The sequence below is a fragment of the Brachybacterium sp. GPGPB12 genome (genome assembly GCF_038396325.1).
GTDB lineage: Bacteria > Actinomycetota > Actinomycetes > Actinomycetales > Dermabacteraceae > Brachybacterium > Brachybacterium conglomeratum.
Map to the genome: position 1 here is coordinate 2580984 of NZ_CP149573.1, position 20872 is coordinate 2601855.

Consider the following 20872-nt stretch of genomic DNA (forward strand, 5'->3'; position numbering starts at 1 on the left):
CTCCTGGTGTCGACGTTGACGGGGTCGTGCTCGGCGGGGGCCATGGGGGCGCCGCCGGTAAGTAAGCGCAATTTACCAATCGGGATGGTGTGGGTCAACAGGGTGGCCGGATCGAGACCTGGGTCGGCAGAGATGCTTTGCGACCTGGTGGTATACGGATGTCCGCGGAGATCTGCGGGCGACGGGGTGTGCCATGGCGCGTCGCCCTGACCGCTTGGGGCGGTGATGGTCGTCGGCCGCCGGGGTCGACGGGCGGGCGTGGCGTCGGCGGCAGAAAGTTTCGTTCGCGGGGGGTAGCATGCGCGCCATGGAGAGCACACGGAGGTCGCGCGGGCAGGTCACGCTCGCGCAGGTTGCAGAGGCGGCCGGGGTGTCCCTCGCGACGGCGTCCAAGGCGATGAACGGCCGCGGCACGGTCAGCGCCTCCACCGCCGAACGGGTGGCCGAGGCCGCGCAATCCCTCGGCTATGCGGCCGCGCCTGCGCCGTGCGCGGGGCCGACGTCGGATCGCCCTCCATCTCGAGGTCGCCGACAGTCCCTACGTGATGGGGATTCTGGCCGGGGCGGAGTCCGCGGCGCGAGGTGCCGGCGCGGACCTGCTCGTGATCAGCTCCGAGAAGCAGGGGATCTCCCGGGCCTGGATGGCGCAGGTCGCCGGCGACGGGGTCGAGGGCGTCGTCGCCCTCACCGCCCCGATCGACTCCCGCCACGTGCGCTGGAGCCGGAGCCTGAATCTGCCGCTGATCGTGATCGACCCGATCCTGCGCGAGGCCGAGGTCGACGGGCTTCTCGCCGTCTCCGCCACGAACTGGGAGGGCGGCCGCGGCGCCGTCCAGCACCTGCTCGACCTCGGGCATCGACGGATCGGACTGCTCAACGGCCCCGCCGGCTCCGTCCCGGGGCGCCAGCGCGCCGAGGGCTACCGCAGCGCGATCGCCGCGGCGGGCATCGAGGTCGACGTGCGGCTGATCCACGGCGGCGATTTCAGCGCGGAGCTCGGCGAGGAGGGCGCGGCGCGGATGCTCGCCCTGCCCGACCCGCCGACGGCGCTCTTCGCGGCCTCCGACAACCTCGCCCACGGCGCGATGCGCGCCGCCCGCGCCCGCGGCCTCCAGATCCCCGCGCGGCTCAGCGTCATCGGCTTCGACGACACGATGATCACGCGCTGGACCCAGCCTCAGCTCACCGCCGTCAGCCAGCCGCTGTTCGAGATGGGGCAGGTCGCGGTCGAACGGTCGCTCGCGCCGCTGGACGACCCGCGGCGCTTCGCCCACCCCTTCGAGCCGCGGACGCGTCTGGTGGTGCGGGGGACGACGGCGGGGCCGCCGGATCCCGGCCGGGCCGAGCAGGGCTGAGGCGCGGGCTCAGCGCTCCTTCTCGATCCAGCTCCCCGGCGCATCGAACACCGGCGCGCAGCGCCGCGCGCGCCGCACCGTGCGGCGCGGGGTCGGCGAGGGCGTCGGCCCGCTCGATCGCGACCGGCCCGGCCTCGGCGGCCAGGGCGTGACGGTCCACGGTCTCCTGCACCACCGGGGTGATCTCCTCCGCGATCGGTGCGAGATAGCCGGAGAGCACCACGGTCGACAGGTCCAGCACGTTCAGGGCGTTGGCGATCGCGAGGCCGAGCGAGCGGCCGATCACCCCGATCACCTCGGCGCGGCTCGAGCCGCGGGCGAGCCGCTCGACGAGGTCCTCGATCCGCACCTCGTCGGAGAGGCCGGCCTGGCGCACCAGCGAGAGGTAGGAGATGTAGGCCTCGAGGCGCCCGCGCCGCCCGCGCGGCACTGCCGCCCGTCGGGCGCGACGACCGTATGCCCGAACTCGCCGGCCCAGCCGTGCGCGCCCTCGAGGATCGCGCCGTCCAGCACCACCGCGCCGCCGACGCCGGTCGAGCCGCGCAGGTAGAGGAACGACTCGCCGGGGCGGCGGTCGATCTCGGTGAGCACCGAGAGGCGGTTGTCGTTCTGGGCGCCGACGGGCCAGGTCGCAGGCGCCAGCGGCTCCTGCAGTCGGGAGATCACGGGGACGTCCGCCCAGTCCAGGCCCGGGGCGGAGAGGATCCGGCCGTCCTCGGGGAGAGGCGTCCCGGGATCGCGGCGGTCACGCCGACCACCGGCGACCCCGGCGCCTCCTCCCGCACCTCGTGGACGAGCGCGCCGCGAGCGCGAGGGCGTCCTCGGCCGTGCCCTCGGCGACCCGGTGGTAGGTGGTGCGGCGCGCGAGCTCGGCGCCGGTGAGGTCGATGCCGAGGCAGGAGATGTGGTCCGCGGCGATCTCGAGCCCGATCGCGAGCAGGGTGCCGGAGGCGGTGCGCGGCGGCACCATCGGCCGTCCGGCGCCCGCGGCGATCGGCTCGCCCTCGGTCACGAGGCCCGCGCCGATCAGCTCTTCGACGAGCTTGGAGACGGTGGGCTTGGTGAGCCGCGTGAGCGTCGCGAGGCCCGCGCGGGAGGTGGGGGAGGGGGCGGTCTGCAGGGGCGCGCAAGCACGGCGGAGAGGTTGTGCTCGCGCAGGTGGGTGGACTGCATCGGGTCCGTCCTCTCGTGCTCGTCCGTGCTCGTCGCCGTCGTCGGCGTTCGGGGTTCGTCGGATCCCCGGGTTGTGCGGGACAGCCTCCCATGCGTAGATTAGTAACGGAAAATTACTAAGGGAAGGGGTGCGCCCCCGCCATGGCGGACCGCCGCCGTGCGCGCAAGCACCCCGACGACGCCGTCGACCACCACCGAGGAGCACCCCATGACCGCACCCACCCCCACCCGTGACGACAAGTTCTCCTTCGGCCTGTGGACCACGGGCTGGCAGGCGCAGGACCAGTTCGGCTCCGCCACCCGTCCGCCGCTCGAGCTGACCGCCCACGTGCGCCGCCTCGCCGAGCTCGGCGCCTGGGGCTTCACCTTCCACGACAACGACGTGATCCCCTTCGACGCCACCACCGGGGAGCGCTCGCGGATCATCGACCAGCTGAAGCAGGTCACCGAGGAGACCGGCCTGGTGATCGAGATGGTCACCACCGACACCTTCGCCCACCCCGTCTTCAAGGACGGCGCCTTCACCTCCAACGACCGCTCCGTGCGCCGCTTCGGCCTGCGCAAGGTGCTCGCCAACGTGGACCTCGCCGCCGAGCTCGGCGCGAGCACCTTCGTGATGTGGGGCGGGCGCGAGGGCTCCGAGTACGACGGCTCCAAGGACCTCCACGCCGCCCTCGAGCGCTACCGCGAGGGCCTCGACACCGTGGCCGGCTACATCAAGGACAAGGGCTACGAACTGCGCATCGGCCTCGAGCCCAAGCCCAACGAGCCCCGCGGCAACATCTTCCTGCCCACCGTCGGCCACGCGCTCGCCTTCATCGAGCGGCTCGAGCACGGCGACATCGTGGGCATCAACCCTGAGACCGGCCACGAGCAGATGGCGACCCTGAACTACACCCACGGCCTCGCCCAGGCGCTGTGGAGCGACAAGCTCTTCCACATCGACCTCAACGGCCAGCACGGGCCGATGTACGACCAGGACCTCGTGTTCGGCCACGGGGACCTGATCAGCGCCTTCTTCACCGTGGACCTGCTCGAGAACGGCTTCCCCTCGAAGCCCGGCGCTTACGAGGGTGCCCGCCACTTCGACTTCAAGCCCTCCCGCACCGAGCACGAGCAGGGTCAGTACGACTCCGCGGCCGCGAACATGGAGATGTACCTGATGCTCAAGGAGCGCGCGATCGCGTTCCGCCAGGACTCCGAGGTGCAGGAAGCCATGGCCTACTCCGGCATCGAGGAGCTCTCCCAGCCCACCCTCGGCGAGGGCGAGACCCTCAAGGACCTGCTCGCGGACCGCTCCACCTTCGAGGACTTCGACGCCGATGCGGCAGGGGAGCGGAACTACGGCTTCGTGCGCCTGCAGCAGCTGGCCATGCGGCACCTCCTCGGCTTCCGCGCCTGAGGATCCCGGCCCGGGTCCCGGGGCTGGACGGCGGAGGCCTTGCGGCGGGTCCGTGTCTTCCACTGGCGCTCAGCCTGCGGCCATCGGCCAATGGCCGGGTAGTTGCGGGCTGAGCGCCACCGGATGCAAGTGCCGGGCCCGCGCACTCGCCGGCACCGCCCCGGCCCGAGGCCGACTTCCGGGGGCGGCCGGTCGCTCCTCGCCCGTACCCTGGCCTCGTGCGCGGTGCGCGTCCGAGCCCGCAGGCCGCCCGACAGACCGCGCCCCACCTGCCCTTCCGTCCCGATCCGCTCGCAAAGGACCCCTCATGGCCCCGCTCGTCCTCGGCATCGACTCCTCCACCCAGTCCACGAAGGCGCCGCTCGTCGACGCCGAGACCGGGCAGGTGCTCGAGGAGCGCCGCGCCTCCCATCCCGACGGCACGGAGGTCGACCCCCGCGCTTGGCTCGACGCCGTCGACGAGGCCGCCGGCCCCCTGCTCGAGCGGGCCGACGCCCTCGCCGTCGGCGGCCAGCGGACGGCATGGTGTCGCTCGACGAGAAGGGCGAGGTGGTGCGTGATGCGCCGCTGTGGAACGACACCCGCTCCGCCGACGCCGCGACCACGCTGATCGAGGAGATGGGCGGGGCGCAGGCGAGCGTCGAGGAGATCGGCGACCTCATGGTCGCCTCCTTCACCGCGTCCAAGCCGCGCTGGGTGCGCGACGAGGAGCCCGAGAACGCGCAGCGTCTTTGCGCAGGTCTTCGCTCCCGCACGACTTTGTCTCCCTCCACCTCGCCGCGTCCGGCACCGCGCCGTTCACCGATCGCGGCGACGCCTCCGGCACCGGCTACTACTCCACCCGCGAGGAGGCGTGGAAGCCCGAGCTCGTCGAGGCCGCGCTCGGGAAGGGCCTCGAGCTCCCGCGCCTGCCCGAGGCCCCGAACGAGGTGATGGCCCGCACCGCCTCTGGGGTCGCTATCGCGGCCGGCACCGGCGACAACATGGGCGCCGCGCTCGGCCTGTCGCTGGGCCCCGGCGACGTCTCCGTCTCGATCGGCACCTCCGGCGTGTGCGCGATGGTCAGCGATACCAGGCCCGGCGACGCCTCCGGGACCGTCACGGGCTTCGCCGACGCGACCGGCCGGTTCCTGCCCATGACCACCACCATCAACGGCTCCCGCATCCTCGAGGCCGGCCGCGCCCTGCTCGGCGTCAGCCACGAGGAGATGGCCGAGCTGGCGCTCGCCTCCGAACCCGGCGCGCACGGCGCGACGCGCTGCCCTACTTCGACGGGGAGCGCACCCCGAACCGTCCCCACGCCCGTGCGACTCTGACCGGCATGAGCGGCTCCACCACCCGCGAGGACGTGGCCCGCGCCTACGTCGAAGGGTCGCTGTGCTCGCTGGCCGATGGCATCACCTCCCTCGAGGAGCGCACCGGCACGGCCGCCCGCCGCATCACGCTGATCGGCGGCGGCGCCCGCTCCCGCGCCGTCCAGCGGCTCGCTCCCGCGATCTTCGGCCGCGAGGTCACGATCGCGCCCGACGGGGAGTACGTCGCACTCGGCGCCGCCCGTCAGGCCGCCTGGGCGCTCGCCGGCACCGAGGAGCCGCCCGCCTGGGAGATCAGCGGCTCGCGGATCGTCACGGCCGACGCGACGCCGCAGGTGCTCGAGGCATACCGGGAGCTGAAGGAGCGCACCGCAGACTGGAGCTGAGGGCGCGGAGGCGTTCCCGCGGGAACGTCCCCGAGGCGACGTGGCAGGGTGTCAGGCGGCCTCGACGGTGACGAGCCCCTGCACCTGGAAGCTACGTCCGGACGGTCGCGGACGGAAGAGAGCTGGGCCCCCGATCGGGCGGGGGAGTCCGAGTGCCGCGTCTGGACCGTCACCCGTCTGCCGAGGCGGTCCAGATGCAGACTCGGTGCGCAGGAGCGGACGAGGGGCGGCCGCGGGGCGGAGGAGGGCGGCCGCGGCGGGCCCGGCGCTCCGCGGCGCGGCGAGACCGGACCGCGCGGCGGCACGGCCATGGCTACACTCGGTGCTCGACACGGGGTGCCCCATCAGGGGCTGAGAGCACACCCGGAGAACCTGATCGAGTTCATGCTCGCGGAGGGATGTCGTCGATGAGCTGTGCGCTGTCGCGCGCCGGGCCGCCTGCCACCAGGCCGCAGTCCGCCACGCTGTCGTCCCCACCAGGGCCCCCGTGTCGCCTCCCGCGCGCCGCCGCGCCCCGATGCGGCCCTGCTCCGACCGCGACGCGCCCCCACCCACTGTGCGGCGGGCGTGCTCGCATGCCCTGAAAGGACCGCACGACCATGACACCTTCCACCCCCATCACCCCCGCCTCCCGGCCCGCTCCCGCGCTCTCCGAGCAGGTCGTCCTCGTCACCGGGGGCGCCCGAGGTCTCGGCCGGGCCCTCACCGAGGCGTTCCTCCGCGAGGGAGCCAGGGTCGTCATCGACCACCTCACCAGCGAGGCCGCCGCCCGGGAGATCGCCGACGCACACCCCGGCCGGGCGATCGCCGTGCGCGCCGACGTGCGCGAGCGCGACCAGGTCGAGGAGCTGTTCGCGCACGCCGAGGCCGAGTTCGGCGACCCCGTCGACACCGTCGTGAACAACGCCTTGGCCGGCTTCTCCTTCGACGGGGACGCCCGCGCTAAGGCGCACGAGATCGGCTACGAGGCCTTCGCGGGACAGTTCTCCGGCGCTGTGCAGGGCGCGCCGCACACGATCCAGTCCGCCCTGCCCGGCTTCGACCGCGCCGGCTCGGGACGCGTCGTCAACATCGGCACCAACCTCCTCCAGCACCCCGTCGTGCCCTACCACGACTACACCGCGGCGAAGGCGGCGCGGCGCTGGCCCTGACCCGCACCTTCGCCGCCGACCTCGGCCCCCGCGGCATCACCGTGAACATGGTCAGCGGCGGCCTGCTGCGCACCACCGACGCGAGCTCCGCGACCCCGGAGGCGGTGTTCGACGCGATCGCCGCGAGCACCCCGCGCGCTCTGTGACCACGCCCGCCGAGCTCGCCGACGCCGTGCTCCTCCTCGCCTCGCCCTGGGCACGGGCGATCACCGGGCAGAACCTCGTCGTCGACGGCGGGCTGGTGATGGACTGATGGCCGCCCACGCCCATGCCTCCGTGACCGGCGCTGTCCGCCGCCCGGTGCGGCTGAACCTCTTCGCCCACGCCTGCGGCCACCACTCCGCGGCCTGGCGCGCGCCCGGCTCCTCGGTGGCGCGCCTCGCGGACATCACGTACTGGGAGGAGCTCGCCCTGATCGCGGAGCGGGGCCGGCTGGATGCGGTCTTCCTCGCCGACGGCCAGTCGATCGGCACGGCCGGCGTCGAGCGCGGCCCCGCCTGGATGCTCGAGCCGCTCACCGTGCTCACCGCGATGGCCCGTGCCACGGAGCGGATCGGGCTGGTCACGACGGTCTCCAGCACCTTCTGGGATCCGTTCCACGCCGCCCGGTCGCTGGCGAGCCTCGACCACATCTCCCGCGGCCGGGCCGGGGTCAACGTCGTCACCTCGATGACCGACGAGGAGGCCCGCAACCACTCCATGACCGCCCTGCCGGACCACACCCACCGCTACGCCACCGCCGCGGAGTTCATCGAGGTGCTCCAGGGGCTGTGGGCGTCCTGGCCGACGGGCGAGATCCTCGCCGAACCGGACGGCGCCTACGTCGACCCCGCTCTCCTGCGTCCCCCGCACCATCGCGGTGAGAAGTTCGCGGTCGACGGCCCCCTCAACGTGCCGACCCCGCCGCAGGGCCGACCGGTCCTCTTCCAGGCCGGTGCCTCGGAGGCCGGGCGCGCGCTCGCCGCCCGACACGCCGAGGGGATCTACGCCGTGGCCTGGGACCTCGCCTCCGCCCGCACCTATCGCAGCGACATCCGCTCCCGCGCCGCGGCGCTCGGACGCGACCCCGACGCCCTCGCCGTCATGCCGGGGCTGGTCCCCTACGTCGCCTCGACCGAGCAGGAGGCACGACGCCGCAAGGCCGAGCTCGACGCCCTGCTGCCCGTGCAGGACTCGCTGCGCCAGCTCTCCTTCTTCGTCGGCCAGGACACGTCGGACTGGGAGCTCGACGCCCCGGTCCCGCCGCCGCCGCCACTGGAGGAGTTCACCGGGCCGAAGGGCCGCTACGCCACCGTGCTTCGCATCGTCGAGACCGCCCGCCCGACCGTCCGCGAGCTGCTGGGGCTCCTCGCCGCAGGTGGCGGCCACGCGACCGTGATCGGCACTCCGGAGCAGGTGGCCGACGAGATCGAGCGCTGGGTCGATGGGGGAGCGGCCGACGGCTTCAACCTCATGCCTCCCACCCTGCCGGGCGGCATCGAGGAGTTCGTGGGCCAGGTGGTGCCGGTGCTCCAGCGGCGTGGGCGGTTCCGCCGCGAGTACGAGGGGACGACTCTGCGCGACCATCTCGGCCTGCCGCGGCCGCGGCAGGGGATGCCGGCGCCGGCGGGGAGCTGACCGATCCGGGCGGGCGTCCGGCGGAACGGGACCGCTGAGGGAGGGGGTCTGTTCGCGGCGCCTGCCCCTCGCGCGGGAGGGGCGTCCCTGTGAGCGCTCAGAGGGAGCGCTCGGGCTCCCTGGCTCGGACCCGCCCCAGGATCGCGTCGACGAAGAGCTCCGTCACCTCGGGAGCGAGGTGCAGGTTGTAGGTCGGCTCGAACAGCTCCGCCTCGATCAGCACCCGCCCGTGCTCGGCGGAGTCGACCAGGTCGATCCGTCCGTACAGCGGCGTGCCGAGCCCGGTCACGTCGGCGACCGCCGCGAGCACCCGCTCGGCGAAGGCCTGCTCGTCGGCCGAGGCGTCGACGAGCTGGGGGTTCTCCTGGTACTGGCCGCCGCGCAGGCCGCCGCCGCGGGCGAGCGGCGCACCCTTCGCGACCGCATGGGTGAAGCGGCCGTCAAGGGTGTAGACCGCCTTCTCCAGCCCGTCGGAGAGCTCGGGCACCTCGGGCTGGACCATCGCGGTCCCGCCCGCGTCGAGGATCTGCCGAGCGAGGGCGAGCGCGGCGGGATCCTCGCGCGCGAACAGGCCCGTGCGCTGCGATCCCGCGCCGACGGCGGGCTTCACGACCACGTGAGCGGGGCGCGTCGGCGACGCGAGCGCGTCGCGGACCGAGTCGAGCGTGCGGTGGTAGCTCGTCGGGATCACGGGGATCCCCACGGCCTCGAGCTCGAGGAGGTAGTGCTTGTCCATGTTCCAGCGGACCAGCTCCGGCTCGTTGAGCACGTGGGTCTGCGTCCCCGCATGCGCGAGCCACGCCGCGAACTCGGCGGGGTGCTGGGCGTAATCCCAGGGGCCGCGGAGCACGGCGAGGTCCCAGGAGGCCCAGTCGACCGACGCGTCATGCCAGTCCAGCGAGGCCGCCTCGACGCCGCGGTCGCGGAGTGCGGCGACCAGCGGGGCGCAGTCGCGGTCGGGATCGGCGGAGGTGAAAGCGCCGGGGGAGGTGGTCACGATGCCGATGCGCGTCATGGTATCGAGGGTAGGGCGCACGGTCGGCGGCCCGACGCCGCGTCCGCCGGCGGGGACGACTCATCTGCATCTGTATGCGACGCATGTAGCCCTGGTGTCCCGATCGCTCCGCTTTGAATGTCCGACAATCGGCAATCGCGCGTGACCTGCAAAAGTTACTCGTCCGTTATCGACTGCCTGGCAATCCCCTGAGGGTTGTGCGAGTATCTATGCGACTCCACGCGTGATCGAGGGCGGGGAGCGGCCCGGGAGGGCCCACCCGTCCCCGCCGTCAGGGCGCGCCCCATGCGGCGCTGAGGCGAGGCCTCGCCCGGGCGAGATTCGACGCGATCCGCGACGGGGTCGATCGCCGGTCGGCCCCGCGAGGGGCCCCGTCTGGCCCGACGCGCCCTGCGGCGCGGGGGACCGGCCGCACGTGACCGGTCCACCGCGACGAGAGGAAGTCCATGCCGCCCGCTCCCTCAGGCGAGATCATCCAGCTCGGGATCATCGGGATCGCCCTGCTCCTGCTCCTGTTCTACGGGGGCACGATGTGGATGTCCGTGGCGATCTCCCGCAAGCAGGAGAACGCCGACGACTACATGACCGCCGGCAACCGCATCGGCTTCGGCGTCTCCGCCGCCTCCATGACGGCCACCTGGATCTGGGCGTCCTCGATGTACGCCTCGGTGACCGCCGGGTACACCTACGGCGTCTCCGGCCCCATCCACTACGGGCTCTGGGGCGCGCTGATGATCCTGTTCATCTACCCCTTCGGCAAGCGGATCCGGAAGGTCGCCCCGCGAGCCCACACCCTCGCCGAGGTGATGTACGCCCGCCACGGCCGCTCCTCGCAGCTGATGCTCGCCGGCTCCAACGTGCTCGGCTCCGTCATCTCGCTGACCTCGAACTTCATCGCCGGCGGCGCGATCATCTCGATGCTCTCCCCGCTCAGCTTCGGCGCGGGCATCCTGATCATCGCCGGCGGCGTGTCGCTGTACACGCTGTGGTCCGGCTTCCGCGCCTCCGTCCTGACCGACTTCACGCAGGTCATGGCGATGCTCGGCGCGGCCGTCGTGATCATCCCGGCGGTGTTCTTCCTCGCCGGCGGGCCCTCGATGTTCGCCGAGGGGGTCGCGGCCGGGAACGTCACCCCGCAAAGCAGGAGAGCTTCTTCTCCTCCGACGCCTTCATGAACCAGGGCGCCCCCTACATCGCCGCGGTGCTCGCCTACGCGATCGGCAACCAGACCATCGCCCAGCGCCTCTTCGCCGTGCGCGAGGACCTGATCAAGCCCACCTTCGTCACCGCGACCATCGGCTACGGCGCGACCGTGATCGGCGTGGGCATGCTCGGCGTGATGGCGCTGTACCTGGGCGTGGAGCCCATGGGCGGCGACGTGAACAACCTGATGCCGCAGATGGTGGGCACCTACCTGCCCGTCGCCCTGGTCGCACTGGCCTTCGTGATGATCATCGGCTCGCTGTCCTCCACCGCAGACTCCGACCTCGCCGCGCTCAGCTCGATCGTGATGACCGACGTCTACGGCCAGTCCGTCGGCCGGAAGAACGTCGACCCGAAGCTCATCTTCGCTCATCGGTCGGATCACGATGATCGTCGCGACGGGCCTCGCGCTCTACTTCGCCACCGCTCGCTTCAACATCCTGGACCTGCTGGTGTTCGTCGGCGCCCTGTGGGGTCGCCTCGTGTTCCCGGTGATCGCCTCCTTCTACTGGAAGAAGGTCACCAACAAGGCCTTCACCCTCTCCGTGATCGCCGCGCTCGTGGTGTTCCTGCCGGTGCGCTTCGAGCTCCTCCCGCTCGAGGGCGCCTGGGCGCTGGTGGTCGAGCCGCTGGCGATCGTCGGCGTGGGCGTGGTGCTGGGGATCATGGCGTTCGGCTTCTTCGGCGCGCGCCGCGATCGTGATCGGCGCGACGGCGACCATCGCGATCTTCGCCCTTCGGGTTCGGATACCTGCGTGACTACGAGACCCTCTCGGGATCGCTCGTCGCCTACGCCGTCTCGTTCCTGGTGTGCTGGGCGCTCAGCGTCCGCTCCTCGCAGGACTTCGACTTCGCGGTGATCCGCAGGGTCACCGGCGACTTCGACGAGGAGACGCCCGCCTCCGACCTCGAGGACCTCGCCGACGACGATCGCGTCGCGGGCCGCGGCCCCGCCCGCTGACCCGTCGGCCGCTCTGACCCGTTTGCTGCACTGCCCGCCGGACGTGTCGGTCCTGCCGGCCCCGGTGCCGCGGGCGGCCCCGCCTCGACGGGGCCGCCCCGCCCCTCGTCCCTGCCGGCCGTGCGCCGGCCCCGCTCCCCGAAGGAGAGAACCATGACCGCTCTGCTGACCGCCTACGTGCTCATGTGGCCCGTGCTCGTGCTCGGGATCCTCGTCACGATCACCCGCGGCTTCGCCAAGGACATGCGCGAGGCCCGCAAGGAGGGCCGCCCGATCATCTGAGGCCCGACGGCCGATCGACGGGCACCTGCAGAAGGGGGCGTCCAGCGGCACGGCGCGGCGACCAGCGCCGCGGCGTGCCGCTGGACGCCCCTTCGTGCGGACGGGTCAGCGGCTGACGGCTCAGTTTCCGACGCCGGAGTTGCGGTAGGCGGCCTTGAGGATCCGCAGTGAGTCCATCGCCTCGGCGGGTCCGATCCAGAACGGCCCCTCGGAGTCCAGTCCCGCGTAGAAGTCGCGGATCAGCTCCTCGTGGGAGACGCCCCAGTAGGAGCGGCCTCCCGCGGTCGCGACCCGGTCGGAGAAGCTGTCCACCCGGCCGTCCTTCCAGCGCACGGTGAGCCCGCCGACGGCGCCGGAGCGAACCTCGAGGTAGGCGTTGTCGGTCTCGACCTCGATCTCGACCGGCCGCGCGACCGGCGCGGTGAGCGTCGCGTAGAAGGTGGTGGTGATGCCGGAGGCGTGATGGAGCACGAGGTCGGCGGTGTCCTCGGTCTCGACGACGCCCGAGAACTTCTTCTGCGAGACCAGGCCCTCGCTCCGCTCGACCGGGCCCAGCGACCACTGCACGAGGTCGAGGGTGTGGATCGCCTGGTTGATCAGCGACCCGCCGCCCGCGGTCTCCCAGCGGCCGCGCCACGGCTTGGCCGCGTAGTACTCCGCCGTGCGCGACCAGACCACCGACGCATAGGCGCCGCGGACCGCGCCGAGGTCCCCGCTCGCCAGCGGCCGGTGCGGCTCCTGGTCGCCGCGGTTGTAGCGGTTCTGGAAGCAGATCGCGACCTTCGGCGCGCCCGCGCCGCCGTCGGCCCGCGGGGCGGAGACTGCGGCCAGCGCCTCGACCAGTCGCTCGCCCTCGGCGAGCGTGTGCGCGAGCGGCTTCTCCTGGAGCACGTGCACCCCTCGCTCGAGCGCGGCGAGGGAGGGGCCGACGTGCTGGTCGTGCGGCGTGGTGACGTGCACGGCGTCGGGGCCGAGGGCGTCGATCAGCTCCTCGGCGCTCGCGAAGGTCGGCAGTCCGGTGTCCGCGGCGGCGCGCTCCCGCGCGGCGGGGTCGACGTCCGCGATGCCGACGAGCTCGAGCCCTTCGATCGCCTCGATCGCCCCGATGTGGACGACGGAGACGTCCCCGTAGCCGATCAGACCGATGCGACGGCGCGCCATGAGCGGTGCCTCCTCGCCGCTCCGCTGCGGCACCTGGGTGGATAGAGAGAATCCCGGCCATTCTCCCCGGTGGGGTGACGGAGCGGTATCCGTTGCCATGCGATGCCCGTCCTCGCCTGCCCGTGCCCGGGGACTTCTCCCCCTCGACGGCGGCGCGGGGAGCCGCCGCGGGCTCGGCTCAGGGCACGATCCACCCGGCCGCGCGGAACAGCTCGTACCACTCGGCGCGGGTCAGCGGCACCTCGGAGCCGGCGGCGGAGTCCGCGACGCGCCGCGGGGTGGTGGTGCCGAGCACGACCTGCATCTGCGCGGGGTGGCGGGTGATCCATGCGGTGGCGATGCCCTCGGGGGCCACGTCGTACTTCGCGGCCAGGCGGTCGATGACGGCATTGAGCTCGGCATGCTCCGGATGGCCGAGGAAGACCCCGTCGAAGAAGCCCGCCTGGAACGGGGACCAGGCCTGGATCGTGATGTCGTGCAGGCGGCAGAAGTCGAGGATCCCGCCGCCGTCGCGCACCAGCGCCTGGTCGGTGCCCTGCATGTTCGAGGCCACCCCCTGCGCGACGATCGTCGAGTGCGTGATCGACAGCTGCAGCTGGTTCGCGACGATCGGCTGGTCCAGGTGCTTCTGCAGCGGCTCGATCTGGCGCGGGGTGTGGTTGGAGACGCCGAAGTGGCGGACCTTGCCGCTCGCGTGCGGCTCGTCGAAGGCCCGCGCCACCTCCTCCGGCTCGACCAGGGCGTCGGGGCGGTGCGAAGAGCAGGATGTCGATGCGGTCCGTGCGCGGCGCCTTCAGCGACCCCTCGACCGACTCGACCAGGTGCTCGTAGCTGTAGTCGAAGTACGGGCCGTCGGTGACGATCCCGGCCTTGGTCTGGATGGTGACCTGGTCGCGTTCCGACGGGGTCAGCGCGAGAGCCTCTGCGAAGCGCTCCTCGCAGCGGTGCTTCTGCCCGCCGTAGATGTCGGCGTGGTCGAGGAAGTCGATGCCGGCGTCGCGTGCGGTGCGGACCAGGGTGCGGATCTCCTCGTCGGACTTCTCGGCGATCCGCATCAGGCCGAGCACGACGTTCGGGGCGGTGATGTCGGTGTGGGGGAGGGTGAACTGCTTCATGGCATGACCTCGTCGGCATTCTGGGCGGGGCGCCGGCTCCCGGCGCAGGACGCCCGTGCGGCGCCGCCGCACCGAAGCCTAGTCCTCGAGGAGCGTCACGCGGCCGTGGGGACGGGTCCGGGAGCCCGCGGGGCCGAGGCGAGGATCGATCTTTCGGTGGATACGCCGGGCCCGGCCCTTTCCTAGGCTCGAGAGCATGAACCGCCTGATGAACACCGCTTTCGCCTACATGATCCTCGGCCTCGTCTCGGGGCTGTTCTACCGCGATTACACCAAGGCAACCGACACCCTCGGCATGGACACCCAGCTCGCCACCCTCCACACGCACTTCCTCGCGCTGGGGATGATCGTCTTCCTCGCGGTCCTCGCCCTCGACGCGCTCTTCGGTCTCAGCGGCCGACGCTCCTTCTCCGTCTTCTACTGGACCTACAACATCGGCCTGGTGATGACGGTGGTGATGCAGGCCGTGCGCGGCATCCTGACCCTCGACGGGCAGGACCCCGCGACCACCACGGCCGCGATCCCGGGCATCGCCGGGCTCGGCCACATCGTCCTGACCGTCGGCCTGGTCGCACTCTTCGTCGCCCTGCGCGCCGGGATCAAGGACCGGACCGCCCGCGAGGACCGCACTCGCGTCGCGGCCTGACCCGGCCCGGCCCCAGTCGGACACCAGCCACCCAGGCCTTCCCCGTCGGCCGCCAGCAGGCCCGCCCCGTCGGCCGCCCCCGCATAATTCTGCGCTCTCTGCGTGACCTCAGCTGTTCTAGGGACTTGAGGTCGCGAAGAGAGCGCATTTGTGTGCGGCTGGATCCGCACACGGGCCGGGGCCGAGCCGGTGCTGACGGAGCCGCGCGGCAGAGTCGCGGCAGGGCGATGGGGCCGAAGGGTCTGCGGCAGGCCCGGTGCGGCCGCGGGGAGGCGACGGGTCAGTGCGCGGCGGGTGGAGAGATCCCGACACAGGAACAGCACCGCCGCGCCGAGCGCGCCGACGCCGATGCTCACCGCCGAGCCACCCCGCCGTGGAGGCAGGCCGCCGCGGGCGCGGGAGGGTTTCCCGGGCGAAGCGACCCGCCCGGCGGCGCCGGTCGGCTACAGTCGGAGACGCACGTCAGGCACCGATCGGCCTGTCGCTCCGGCAGGTCAGGACGCCCGGCGCACGACTGCGACGACCCGCACTCGACGACGAGGGAGACCCCCATGACCCCGCCCGCCGCCACGCCACCCTCCGCGACCTCCACCGCCCCCGACCGCAACCTCGCCCTCGAGCTCGTGCGCGTCACCGAGGCCGCCGCCATCGCCGGCGGCCGCTGGGTGGGCGCGGGCGACAAGAACCGGGCCGACGGCGCCGCGGTCGACGCCATGCGCTCCTTCATGGACACCGTCCGGATGAACGGCACGGTCGTGATCGGCGAGGGCGAGAAGGACGAGGCCCCGATGCTGTTCAACGGGGAGCAGGTCGGCGACGGCACCGGCCCGGACGTCGACGTCGCGGTCGACCCGATCGACGGCACCCGCCTCACCGCGCTCGGCTACGACAACGCCCTCGCCGTCTTCGCGGTCGCCGAGAAGGGCGCATGTACGACCCCTCGGCCGTGTTCTACATGGAGAAGATGGTGGTGGGGCCCGAGGCGGCGGAGTACGTGGACCTCCGCCTGCCGATCGAGCAGAACATCAAGCTCGTCGCCAAGGCGCTGGACAAGCCCGTCAACCAGGTCACCGTGTGCGTGCTCGAGCGGCCGCGCCACGAGGCGCTGGTCAGCGAGATCCGCGCCGCCGGGGCGCGCGTCAAGTTCATCATGGACGGCGACGTGGCCGGCGCGATCGCCGCCGCCCGCGGTGCCGGGGTGGACATCTCGCTGGGCACCGGCGGCACCCCCGAGGGCATCATCGCCGCCTGCGCGGTGAAGGCCACCGGCGGCATGATCCAGGGCCGCCTCGCCCCGACCGACGACGCGGAGCGGCAGAGGGCGATCGACGCCGGCCACGACCTGGACCGCGTGCTGACCACGGACGACCTGGTCACCTCCGACAACTGCTACTTCGCGGCGACCGGCATCACCGACGGCGACCTGCTGCGCGGCGTGCGCTACCGCCACGACCGGATCGTCACCGAGTCGATCGTCATGCGCTCCACCTCCGGGACGGTCCGCCTGGTCGAGGCCGAGCACCGCGCCCACAAGTGGGACCGCTGGCTTTCCGAGTGAGCCGGCCGGGCCGACGGGCGACGCGCCGGGGCGCGCTTCCCGTCGGCCACTGTTCGTGCAGTTCATGCGCCTGCGCGGAGTACACCTGCAAGTCGCTCGGCCAACTGGTGTCACTGTGACCAGAACCCCGCCTATCGTGGACGCATGTCCTCCTCGCCCCAGAGCAAGCGCCCCCGCGATCCACGTCGCGGTCGATCTGATCGTCCTGACGCTCCGTGACGGCGCGCTGAGCGTCTCGCTGATCCAGCGCCACGACGAGCCGCACAAGGGGGCGTGGGCGCTCCCGGGCGGCTTCATCGAGTACGGCGAGGACCTGGACGGCGCCGCCTACCGGGTGCTCTCCGACGAGGCGTCGCTGGGCGAGCGGCGCCGTGCACCTCGAGCAGGTGCGCACGTTCGGCACCCCGGGCCGTGATCCGCGCGGGCACGTCGTCTCCGTCGCGTTCATGGCCCTCGGCGCGGACCTGCCCGACCCCCGCCGCGGCGAGGACGTGGCCGACGCGCGCTGGTGGTCGATCGCCGACCTCGACGGCATCTCCCTCGCCTTCGACCACGCCACCGTGCTCGAGGCCTCGATCGAGCGGGCGCGCAGCAAGCTCGAGTACACGACCCTGGCGGTGACCTTCCTGCCCGAGGAGTTCACGATCTCGCAGCTGCGCGGGGTGTACGAGAGCGTCTGGGGCCGTTCGCTGGACGCCGGGAACTTCCACCGCAAGGCCACCCGCTCCGAAGGCTTCCTGATGGAGCTGGACCGCCACGCGGCGCCGACGGGCGGACGCCCGGCCCGGCTGTACCGGGCGGGCTCCGGCACCTCGCTCGTCCCGCCGCTGCTGCGCGCCGGGGACTGACCCGGACCGGCGCGGCGACCGGCGACCTCCCGTGGCCTCGACGGGCCGAAGGTGGTGCGAGCAGGCCATGTATGCACCTCGCCCCATCATCGGCCCGTGGGCGACACCGACGGCAGGGCGGCGTCCGGCCGACGGGACCTGAGTCCCCCGGGAGGGGACCTCGAGGAGCCTACTGTCTATTCATCGCCTCCCCTCGGCAACGGGGGTCGAGGCGGAAGGACCCCGGGTCGGCAGGGGAGAGCGGACTCGGCACGAGGGCGGTGGGCAGTGCTCACCGCCCTCGGTCCTGCCCGGGGACACCCAGCACCTGCCCGTCGGCCCGCCGCCTCATGGGCCCGCGCGCTCCGTGGGCCCGCAGCTATGGTGTGGAGCACGCACAAACAGTTAAGGCTTGAAGTTTATATCGAGCCGGCGCATGCTGGTACCAACGCCCGCCGCACGAAAGGCGACATCTTGACCGCCTCATCCCTGACCTCCACCTCCGCCTCCGCCCGGACCGTCGGCGAGCAAGCACCTCTCCGCCGACCTCGCCATGGACGCCGTCACCCTGCGCGTCGGCGACCTCGAGCTGATGAGCTCCTACTACGAGAACGCCCTCGCGCTGCGCCGATCGAGGAGCGCACCCGCGTGGGCGGCGAGGTCCACCGCGTGCTCGGCCGCGGTGACGTCCCCTTCTTCCGCCTCGTCGCGACCCCGGGGTCGCCCGGCGTGGACCCGAGCCAGGCCGGCCTGTTCCACACCGCGATCCTGTTCGAGGACCAGGCGTCCCTCGCCGGAACCGTGCTCCGCGCCGCGCAGGACCCCCGCTCCCGCTTCGCCGGCACGGGCGACCACCTCGTCTCCGAGGCCTTCTACTTCACCGACCCCGAGGGCAACGGCATCGAGCTGTACTGGGATCGCCCCCGCGACCAGTGGCAGTGGACGAACGGCCAGGTCGCGATGGACACCCTGTTCATCGACCCGAACAAGTACCTCGCCGAGCACCTGACCGACGAGGCCAGCGCCACCCCGGGCATGCGCCCCGGCATCGTCGGCCACGTCCACCTGCAGGTCGGCGACGTGGACACCGCCCGCCGCTTCTACGTCGACACCCTCGGCTTCGAGACCACCGTCGGCTCCCACCCGGGCGCGCTGTTCGCTGCGGCCAGCGGCTACCACCACCACGTCGCGATGAACAGCTGGAACAGCCGCGGCGCCGGCCCCCGCGCGACCTCCCTGGGCCTCGCCGACGTGGCGATCACCCTCCCCGGCCGCGAGGACCTCGACGCGCTGACCGCCCGCCTCAGCCGCGCAGGCCTCTCCTTCGCCGACACCGGCCGCTCCGTCCGGGTCGAGGACCCGTGGGGCACCCCCGTCACCCTGAGCCTGCCTGGCACCGGCACCGAGGAGCTGCTCGCCCGCTGACCACCCGCGGGCGCGGAGCCGCCGCACACAGAACGGGACCGACCTCTCCGGAGGTCGGTCCCGTTCTGTCTGGAGGTTGTTCGGGGCGCGTCAGTCGCAGTCGCCGTCGGCGTCGCAGGCCTGTCCGCCCGCGAAGGATCCGCCCAGCAGCGAGGAGAGGGAGGTCAGCGGGCGCGGCGCGGCCTCGACCGGCTCGGTCCCCTCGGATCGGACGGTGCCGGCCTGTGCGGCGTCGGGCTGTGCGGGGTGGGCGCGCTCGCGGGGCGGCGGGTCGCCTCGGCGGCGTCGTCGTCGTGCGTGCGGTCGGTGGCGCTCATGCCTGCTCCGCCTCGCCGCGCTCGACCCGCGCTTCCTCGGCGATCTGCCGCGCGCCTGGCGGAAGGCGTCCGTCGGCGCGCTCCGGGCGCCGTGTACTTGTCGTTGAACAGGAAGAACGGCACGCCGCGCGCGCCCATCGAGGCCGCCTCGCGCACCTCCGCCTCGACCGCCTCGTCGTGCGCACCGCCCTCGAGCGCCTCGCGCGCGACCTGCTCCTCGAGCCCGGCGGAGACGGCGTGGGCGATGACCACGTCGGCTTCGAAGGGGTTCAGCGCGCCGGTGAAGTAGCCGCGCCGCAGGTCGAGGAAGAACGCGGTCGCGGCGTCGGTCCCGTGCTCCGCGCCGACGGCCTGCATCACGCGGTGCACGCCGCGGGTGTTCGCCATCGGCCGCTCGGTGGTGTACTCGCGGCCGATCTCCTCGGCCATCGCCTTGATCTGCGCCTCCATCTCGCGCACCTGCCCGGCGGGCATGCCCTTGGCGCGCGCCAGGTGCTCGATGTTGTCCTGCGAGCCGCCGACGGGAGAGGTGGGGTCGAGCTCGAAGGAGTGGGCGCGCACGTGCACCTGCCCGGTCAGGCCCTCGGCCTCGATCGCGTCCTGGAGGCGGGACTCGCCGATGTAGCACCACGGGCAGACCACGTCGGTCCACACGTCGACCGTGATCAGCGGGGCGGCGTCGGTCGGGGCGTCCTGGGACGTGGTCATCGGATCCTCCGGGCGGGGCGGGTGCGGCCGGGGCGCGAGGGGCGCCGGCCGACGGGGTGGTGAAGATGGTTCCTTGAAAACTGTACTGGCGGGCCGCGGGGGCGGCCAGGGGAGCGCGACGATTTTCGCTCGCGGCACAGGCGCAGGCGCAGGCGCAGGTGTGGGAGCACGGGGAGGTGCGTGCGCGGAGCAGAGGCGGGCGGAGGCGCCTGCGCGGGAGCGAGCCAGGGGCCGGCCGTCGGCGTCGCGATGCCGTGATGCCACACTGGAGGACGCTCCGCCGCCGCGCGGAGCGACGGAGACGAGCAGGAGACGAGCCGATGACCGCGCACGCCACCCCCGAGCGGCCAGGCCCCGAGCCGGCCGACGCGTCGGATCCGCACGACCCCGCGGCCGGGACGGTCTCGGAGAGGCCCTCGCCGCCCGTATGGTCCGCGTCCGAGGCGCGCGACGTCTGGTCCGAGCAGGGAGCCGACGGCACCGCGGGCGCGCAGGGCTGGGCGCAGGGTCCCGTGGAGCCGCGCCCGGAACCGCCCACCGACGAGTCGCCCGTCGCCGAGCCCTCGCCGGACGAGCCCTCGTCGGCCGAGCCTTCCACGGCGGAGCCTTCCGCGGCCGAGCCCTCCGCGGCGGAGCCCGCGCCGCCGATCCCTCCGTCGCCGAGCCCGCCCCTGAGAGCTCCGCCCCGGACACACCCCTCGCTGCGGCGCCCGACGCGGCGACGGACCAGATCGACACCCCGACCGCCTCCGACGTCGAACCCGACCGCGACCCCGAGTCCGGCGAGCACTGGCACGTGGTCGACCAGCCGCTCGGCGCCGACACGCAGAACGCAGACCCGCAGCTCGCAGCACCGCGGTCCGGCGCCGCGCAGGCCGGCACCGTCCCGTACGGCATGCCGCCCGTCGCCGGTGCCCCGTCGACACGGCCCGCCGAGGACCACGCGCCGCCCGCCGACGCCCGCCGCGACACCGCAGGAGCGGACCCGCGGGACGCCAGGACCTCGGAGAACGGCGGCGCCCCCGAGCCGCCCGCCCGCCCCGGCGGCACCCTCTCCGCCACCCTCGAGCCGCTCGCCCCGCACCTGCGCCCCCAGCGACCCGCGCTGGCCACGGGCGGGACCACCCTGGTCCTCGGCACGATCGCGCTGGCCCTGGCACCCCTCGCCCTGCGCGGCGGCCTCGATGCGGCCGGCGGCGCCGGCGCCGGCCCGTCGGCCGCCCTCCCCGCCGCGATCGGCCTCGCCGTGGCCGCACT

General features: G+C 73.1%; 13 protein-coding genes, 8 pseudogenes and 1 riboswitch. Of the genes and pseudogenes, 14 read left to right on the top strand and 7 right to left on the bottom strand.

Annotated elements, in window-relative coordinates; all coding sequences use genetic code 11:
* Positions 1 to 545 precede the first annotated feature (545 nt).
* Entirely contained in the window at positions 546 to 1355 is an 810-nt protein-coding gene (locus WKH84_RS15010; RefSeq protein WP_341856915.1) for a substrate-binding domain-containing protein, read from the top strand.
* 127 nt (positions 1356 to 1482) lie between these two features.
* Here the strand turns inward: WKH84_RS15010 and WKH84_RS15015 are convergent.
* From WKH84_RS15015 to WKH84_RS15025, 3 genes and pseudogenes are all read right to left on the bottom strand, one after another.
* Positions 1483 to 1731, bottom strand: a pseudogene (locus WKH84_RS15015) (ROK family transcriptional regulator); the annotation flags it as partial.
* Positions 1647 to 2063 (bottom strand): annotated as a pseudogene (locus WKH84_RS15020) (ROK family protein); the annotation flags it as partial. The pseudogenes WKH84_RS15015 and WKH84_RS15020, both read right to left, overlap by 85 nt.
* A 37-nt stretch (positions 2064 to 2100) precedes the next feature.
* Complete coding sequence (locus WKH84_RS15025) at positions 2101 to 2733, bottom strand: hypothetical protein (RefSeq protein WP_341854230.1); 633 nt, start codon at positions 2731 to 2733, stop codon at positions 2101 to 2103.
* A gap of 3 nt (positions 2734 to 2736) precedes the next feature.
* Here WKH84_RS15025 and xylA point away from each other — a divergent pair, with 3 nt between their 5' ends.
* The 5 genes and pseudogenes from xylA (at position 2737) to WKH84_RS15050 (ending at position 8397) form a co-directional block, all read left to right on the top strand.
* The gene (gene xylA / locus WKH84_RS15030; RefSeq protein WP_341854231.1) at positions 2737 to 3930 is read left to right on the top strand and encodes a xylose isomerase; all 1194 of its coding nucleotides are present in this window, start codon (positions 2737 to 2739) and stop codon (positions 3928 to 3930) included.
* Positions 3931 to 4237: 307 nt separating this feature from the next.
* A pseudogene (gene xylB, locus WKH84_RS15035) lies at positions 4238 to 5629 on the top strand (xylulokinase).
* 322 nt (positions 5630 to 5951) lie between these two features.
* Positions 5952 to 6045, top strand: a riboswitch (TPP riboswitch).
* A 183-nt stretch (positions 6046 to 6228) separates the two neighbouring features.
* The gene (locus tag WKH84_RS15040) at positions 6229 to 6780 is read left to right on the top strand and encodes an SDR family NAD(P)-dependent oxidoreductase (RefSeq protein ID WP_341854232.1); all 552 of its coding nucleotides are present in this window, start codon (positions 6229 to 6231) and stop codon (positions 6778 to 6780) included.
* Between the two features lie 41 nt (positions 6781 to 6821).
* Positions 6822 to 7033 (top strand): annotated as a pseudogene (locus WKH84_RS15045) (SDR family oxidoreductase).
* Positions 7033 to 8397, top strand: a complete 1365-nt coding sequence (locus WKH84_RS15050) for an LLM class flavin-dependent oxidoreductase (RefSeq protein WP_341854233.1) — start codon at positions 7033 to 7035, stop codon at positions 8395 to 8397. Before WKH84_RS15045 ends, WKH84_RS15050 begins: the two are co-directional and overlap by 1 nt.
* A gap of 97 nt (positions 8398 to 8494) precedes the next feature.
* Here WKH84_RS15050 and WKH84_RS15055 read toward each other — a convergent pair whose 3' ends face one another.
* Positions 8495 to 9412, bottom strand: a complete 918-nt coding sequence (locus tag WKH84_RS15055; protein WP_341854234.1) for a hypothetical protein — start codon at positions 9410 to 9412, stop codon at positions 8495 to 8497.
* A 446-nt stretch (positions 9413 to 9858) separates the two neighbouring features.
* Here WKH84_RS15055 and WKH84_RS15060 point away from each other — a divergent pair.
* A pseudogene (locus WKH84_RS15060) lies at positions 9859 to 11576 on the top strand (sodium:solute symporter family protein).
* 153 nt (positions 11577 to 11729) lie between these two features.
* Positions 11730 to 11858, top strand: a complete 129-nt coding sequence (locus WKH84_RS15065; protein ID WP_341854235.1) for a putative transporter small subunit — start codon at positions 11730 to 11732, stop codon at positions 11856 to 11858.
* 120 nt (positions 11859 to 11978) lie between these two features.
* Here the strand turns inward: WKH84_RS15065 and WKH84_RS15070 are convergent, their stop codons facing one another.
* A complete protein-coding gene (locus tag WKH84_RS15070) occupies positions 11979 to 13019 on the bottom strand; it encodes a Gfo/Idh/MocA family oxidoreductase (protein WP_341854236.1) in 1041 nt (346 codons plus the stop codon).
* A 178-nt stretch (positions 13020 to 13197) separates the two neighbouring features.
* Positions 13198 to 14074 (bottom strand): annotated as a pseudogene (locus tag WKH84_RS15075) (aldo/keto reductase).
* On the opposite strand from WKH84_RS15075, the gene WKH84_RS15080 reads away from it, so the two are divergent.
* The 6 genes and pseudogenes from WKH84_RS15080 (at position 13964) to WKH84_RS15105 (ending at position 18590) form a co-directional block, all read left to right on the top strand.
* Positions 13964 to 14320, top strand: a complete 357-nt coding sequence (locus tag WKH84_RS15080) for a hypothetical protein (RefSeq protein ID WP_341857030.1) — start codon at positions 13964 to 13966, stop codon at positions 14318 to 14320. The pseudogene WKH84_RS15075 and the gene WKH84_RS15080 overlap by 111 nt on opposite strands.
* A 22-nt stretch (positions 14321 to 14342) precedes the next feature.
* Entirely contained in the window at positions 14343 to 14780 is a 438-nt protein-coding gene (locus WKH84_RS15085; protein WP_341854237.1) for a DUF2871 domain-containing protein, read from the top strand.
* A 551-nt stretch (positions 14781 to 15331) separates the two neighbouring features.
* Positions 15332 to 16338 (top strand): annotated as a pseudogene (gene glpX / locus WKH84_RS15090) (class II fructose-bisphosphatase).
* A gap of 115 nt (positions 16339 to 16453) precedes the next feature.
* Positions 16454 to 16753 (top strand): NUDIX domain-containing protein, encoded by a 300-nt coding sequence (locus WKH84_RS15095; protein WP_341854238.1) that lies wholly within the window; start codon positions 16454 to 16456, stop codon positions 16751 to 16753.
* Entirely contained in the window at positions 16725 to 17186 is a 462-nt protein-coding gene (locus WKH84_RS15100) for a hypothetical protein (RefSeq protein ID WP_341854239.1), read from the top strand. Before WKH84_RS15095 ends, WKH84_RS15100 begins: the two co-directional genes overlap by 29 nt.
* Before the next feature lie 532 nt (positions 17187 to 17718).
* Positions 17719 to 18590 (top strand): annotated as a pseudogene (locus WKH84_RS15105) (VOC family protein).
* Between the two features lie 164 nt (positions 18591 to 18754).
* Here WKH84_RS15105 and WKH84_RS15110 read toward each other — a convergent pair.
* Entirely contained in the window at positions 18755 to 19615 is an 861-nt protein-coding gene (locus WKH84_RS15110) for a DsbA family oxidoreductase (RefSeq protein ID WP_341854240.1), read from the bottom strand.
* Positions 19616 to 20872: the final 1257 nt, after the last annotated feature.

What these genes read in the sequence shown, in the direction of transcription:
- WKH84_RS15085 (WP_341854237.1), top strand. Translation starts at nt 14,343, where the DNA reads ATGAACACCGCTTTCGCCTACATGATCCTCGGCCTCGTCTCGGGGCTG.
- WKH84_RS15070 (WP_341854236.1), bottom strand. Translation starts at nt 13,019, where the DNA reads ATGGCGCGCCGTCGCATCGGTCTGATCGGCTACGGGGACGTCTCCGTC.
- WKH84_RS15050 (WP_341854233.1), top strand. Translation starts at nt 7,033, where the DNA reads ATGGCCGCCCACGCCCATGCCTCCGTGACCGGCGCTGTCCGCCGCCCG.
- WKH84_RS15010 (WP_341856915.1), top strand. Translation starts at nt 546, where the DNA reads ATGGGGATTCTGGCCGGGGCGGAGTCCGCGGCGCGAGGTGCCGGCGCG.
- WKH84_RS15055 (WP_341854234.1), bottom strand. Translation starts at nt 9,412, where the DNA reads ATGACGCGCATCGGCATCGTGACCACCTCCCCCGGCGCTTTCACCTCC.
- xylA (WP_341854231.1), top strand. Translation starts at nt 2,737, where the DNA reads ATGACCGCACCCACCCCCACCCGTGACGACAAGTTCTCCTTCGGCCTG.
- WKH84_RS15065 (WP_341854235.1), top strand. Translation starts at nt 11,730, where the DNA reads ATGACCGCTCTGCTGACCGCCTACGTGCTCATGTGGCCCGTGCTCGTG.
- WKH84_RS15040 (WP_341854232.1), top strand. Translation starts at nt 6,229, where the DNA reads ATGACACCTTCCACCCCCATCACCCCCGCCTCCCGGCCCGCTCCCGCG.
- WKH84_RS15110 (WP_341854240.1), bottom strand. Translation starts at nt 19,615, where the DNA reads ATGACCACGTCCCAGGACGCCCCGACCGACGCCGCCCCGCTGATCACG.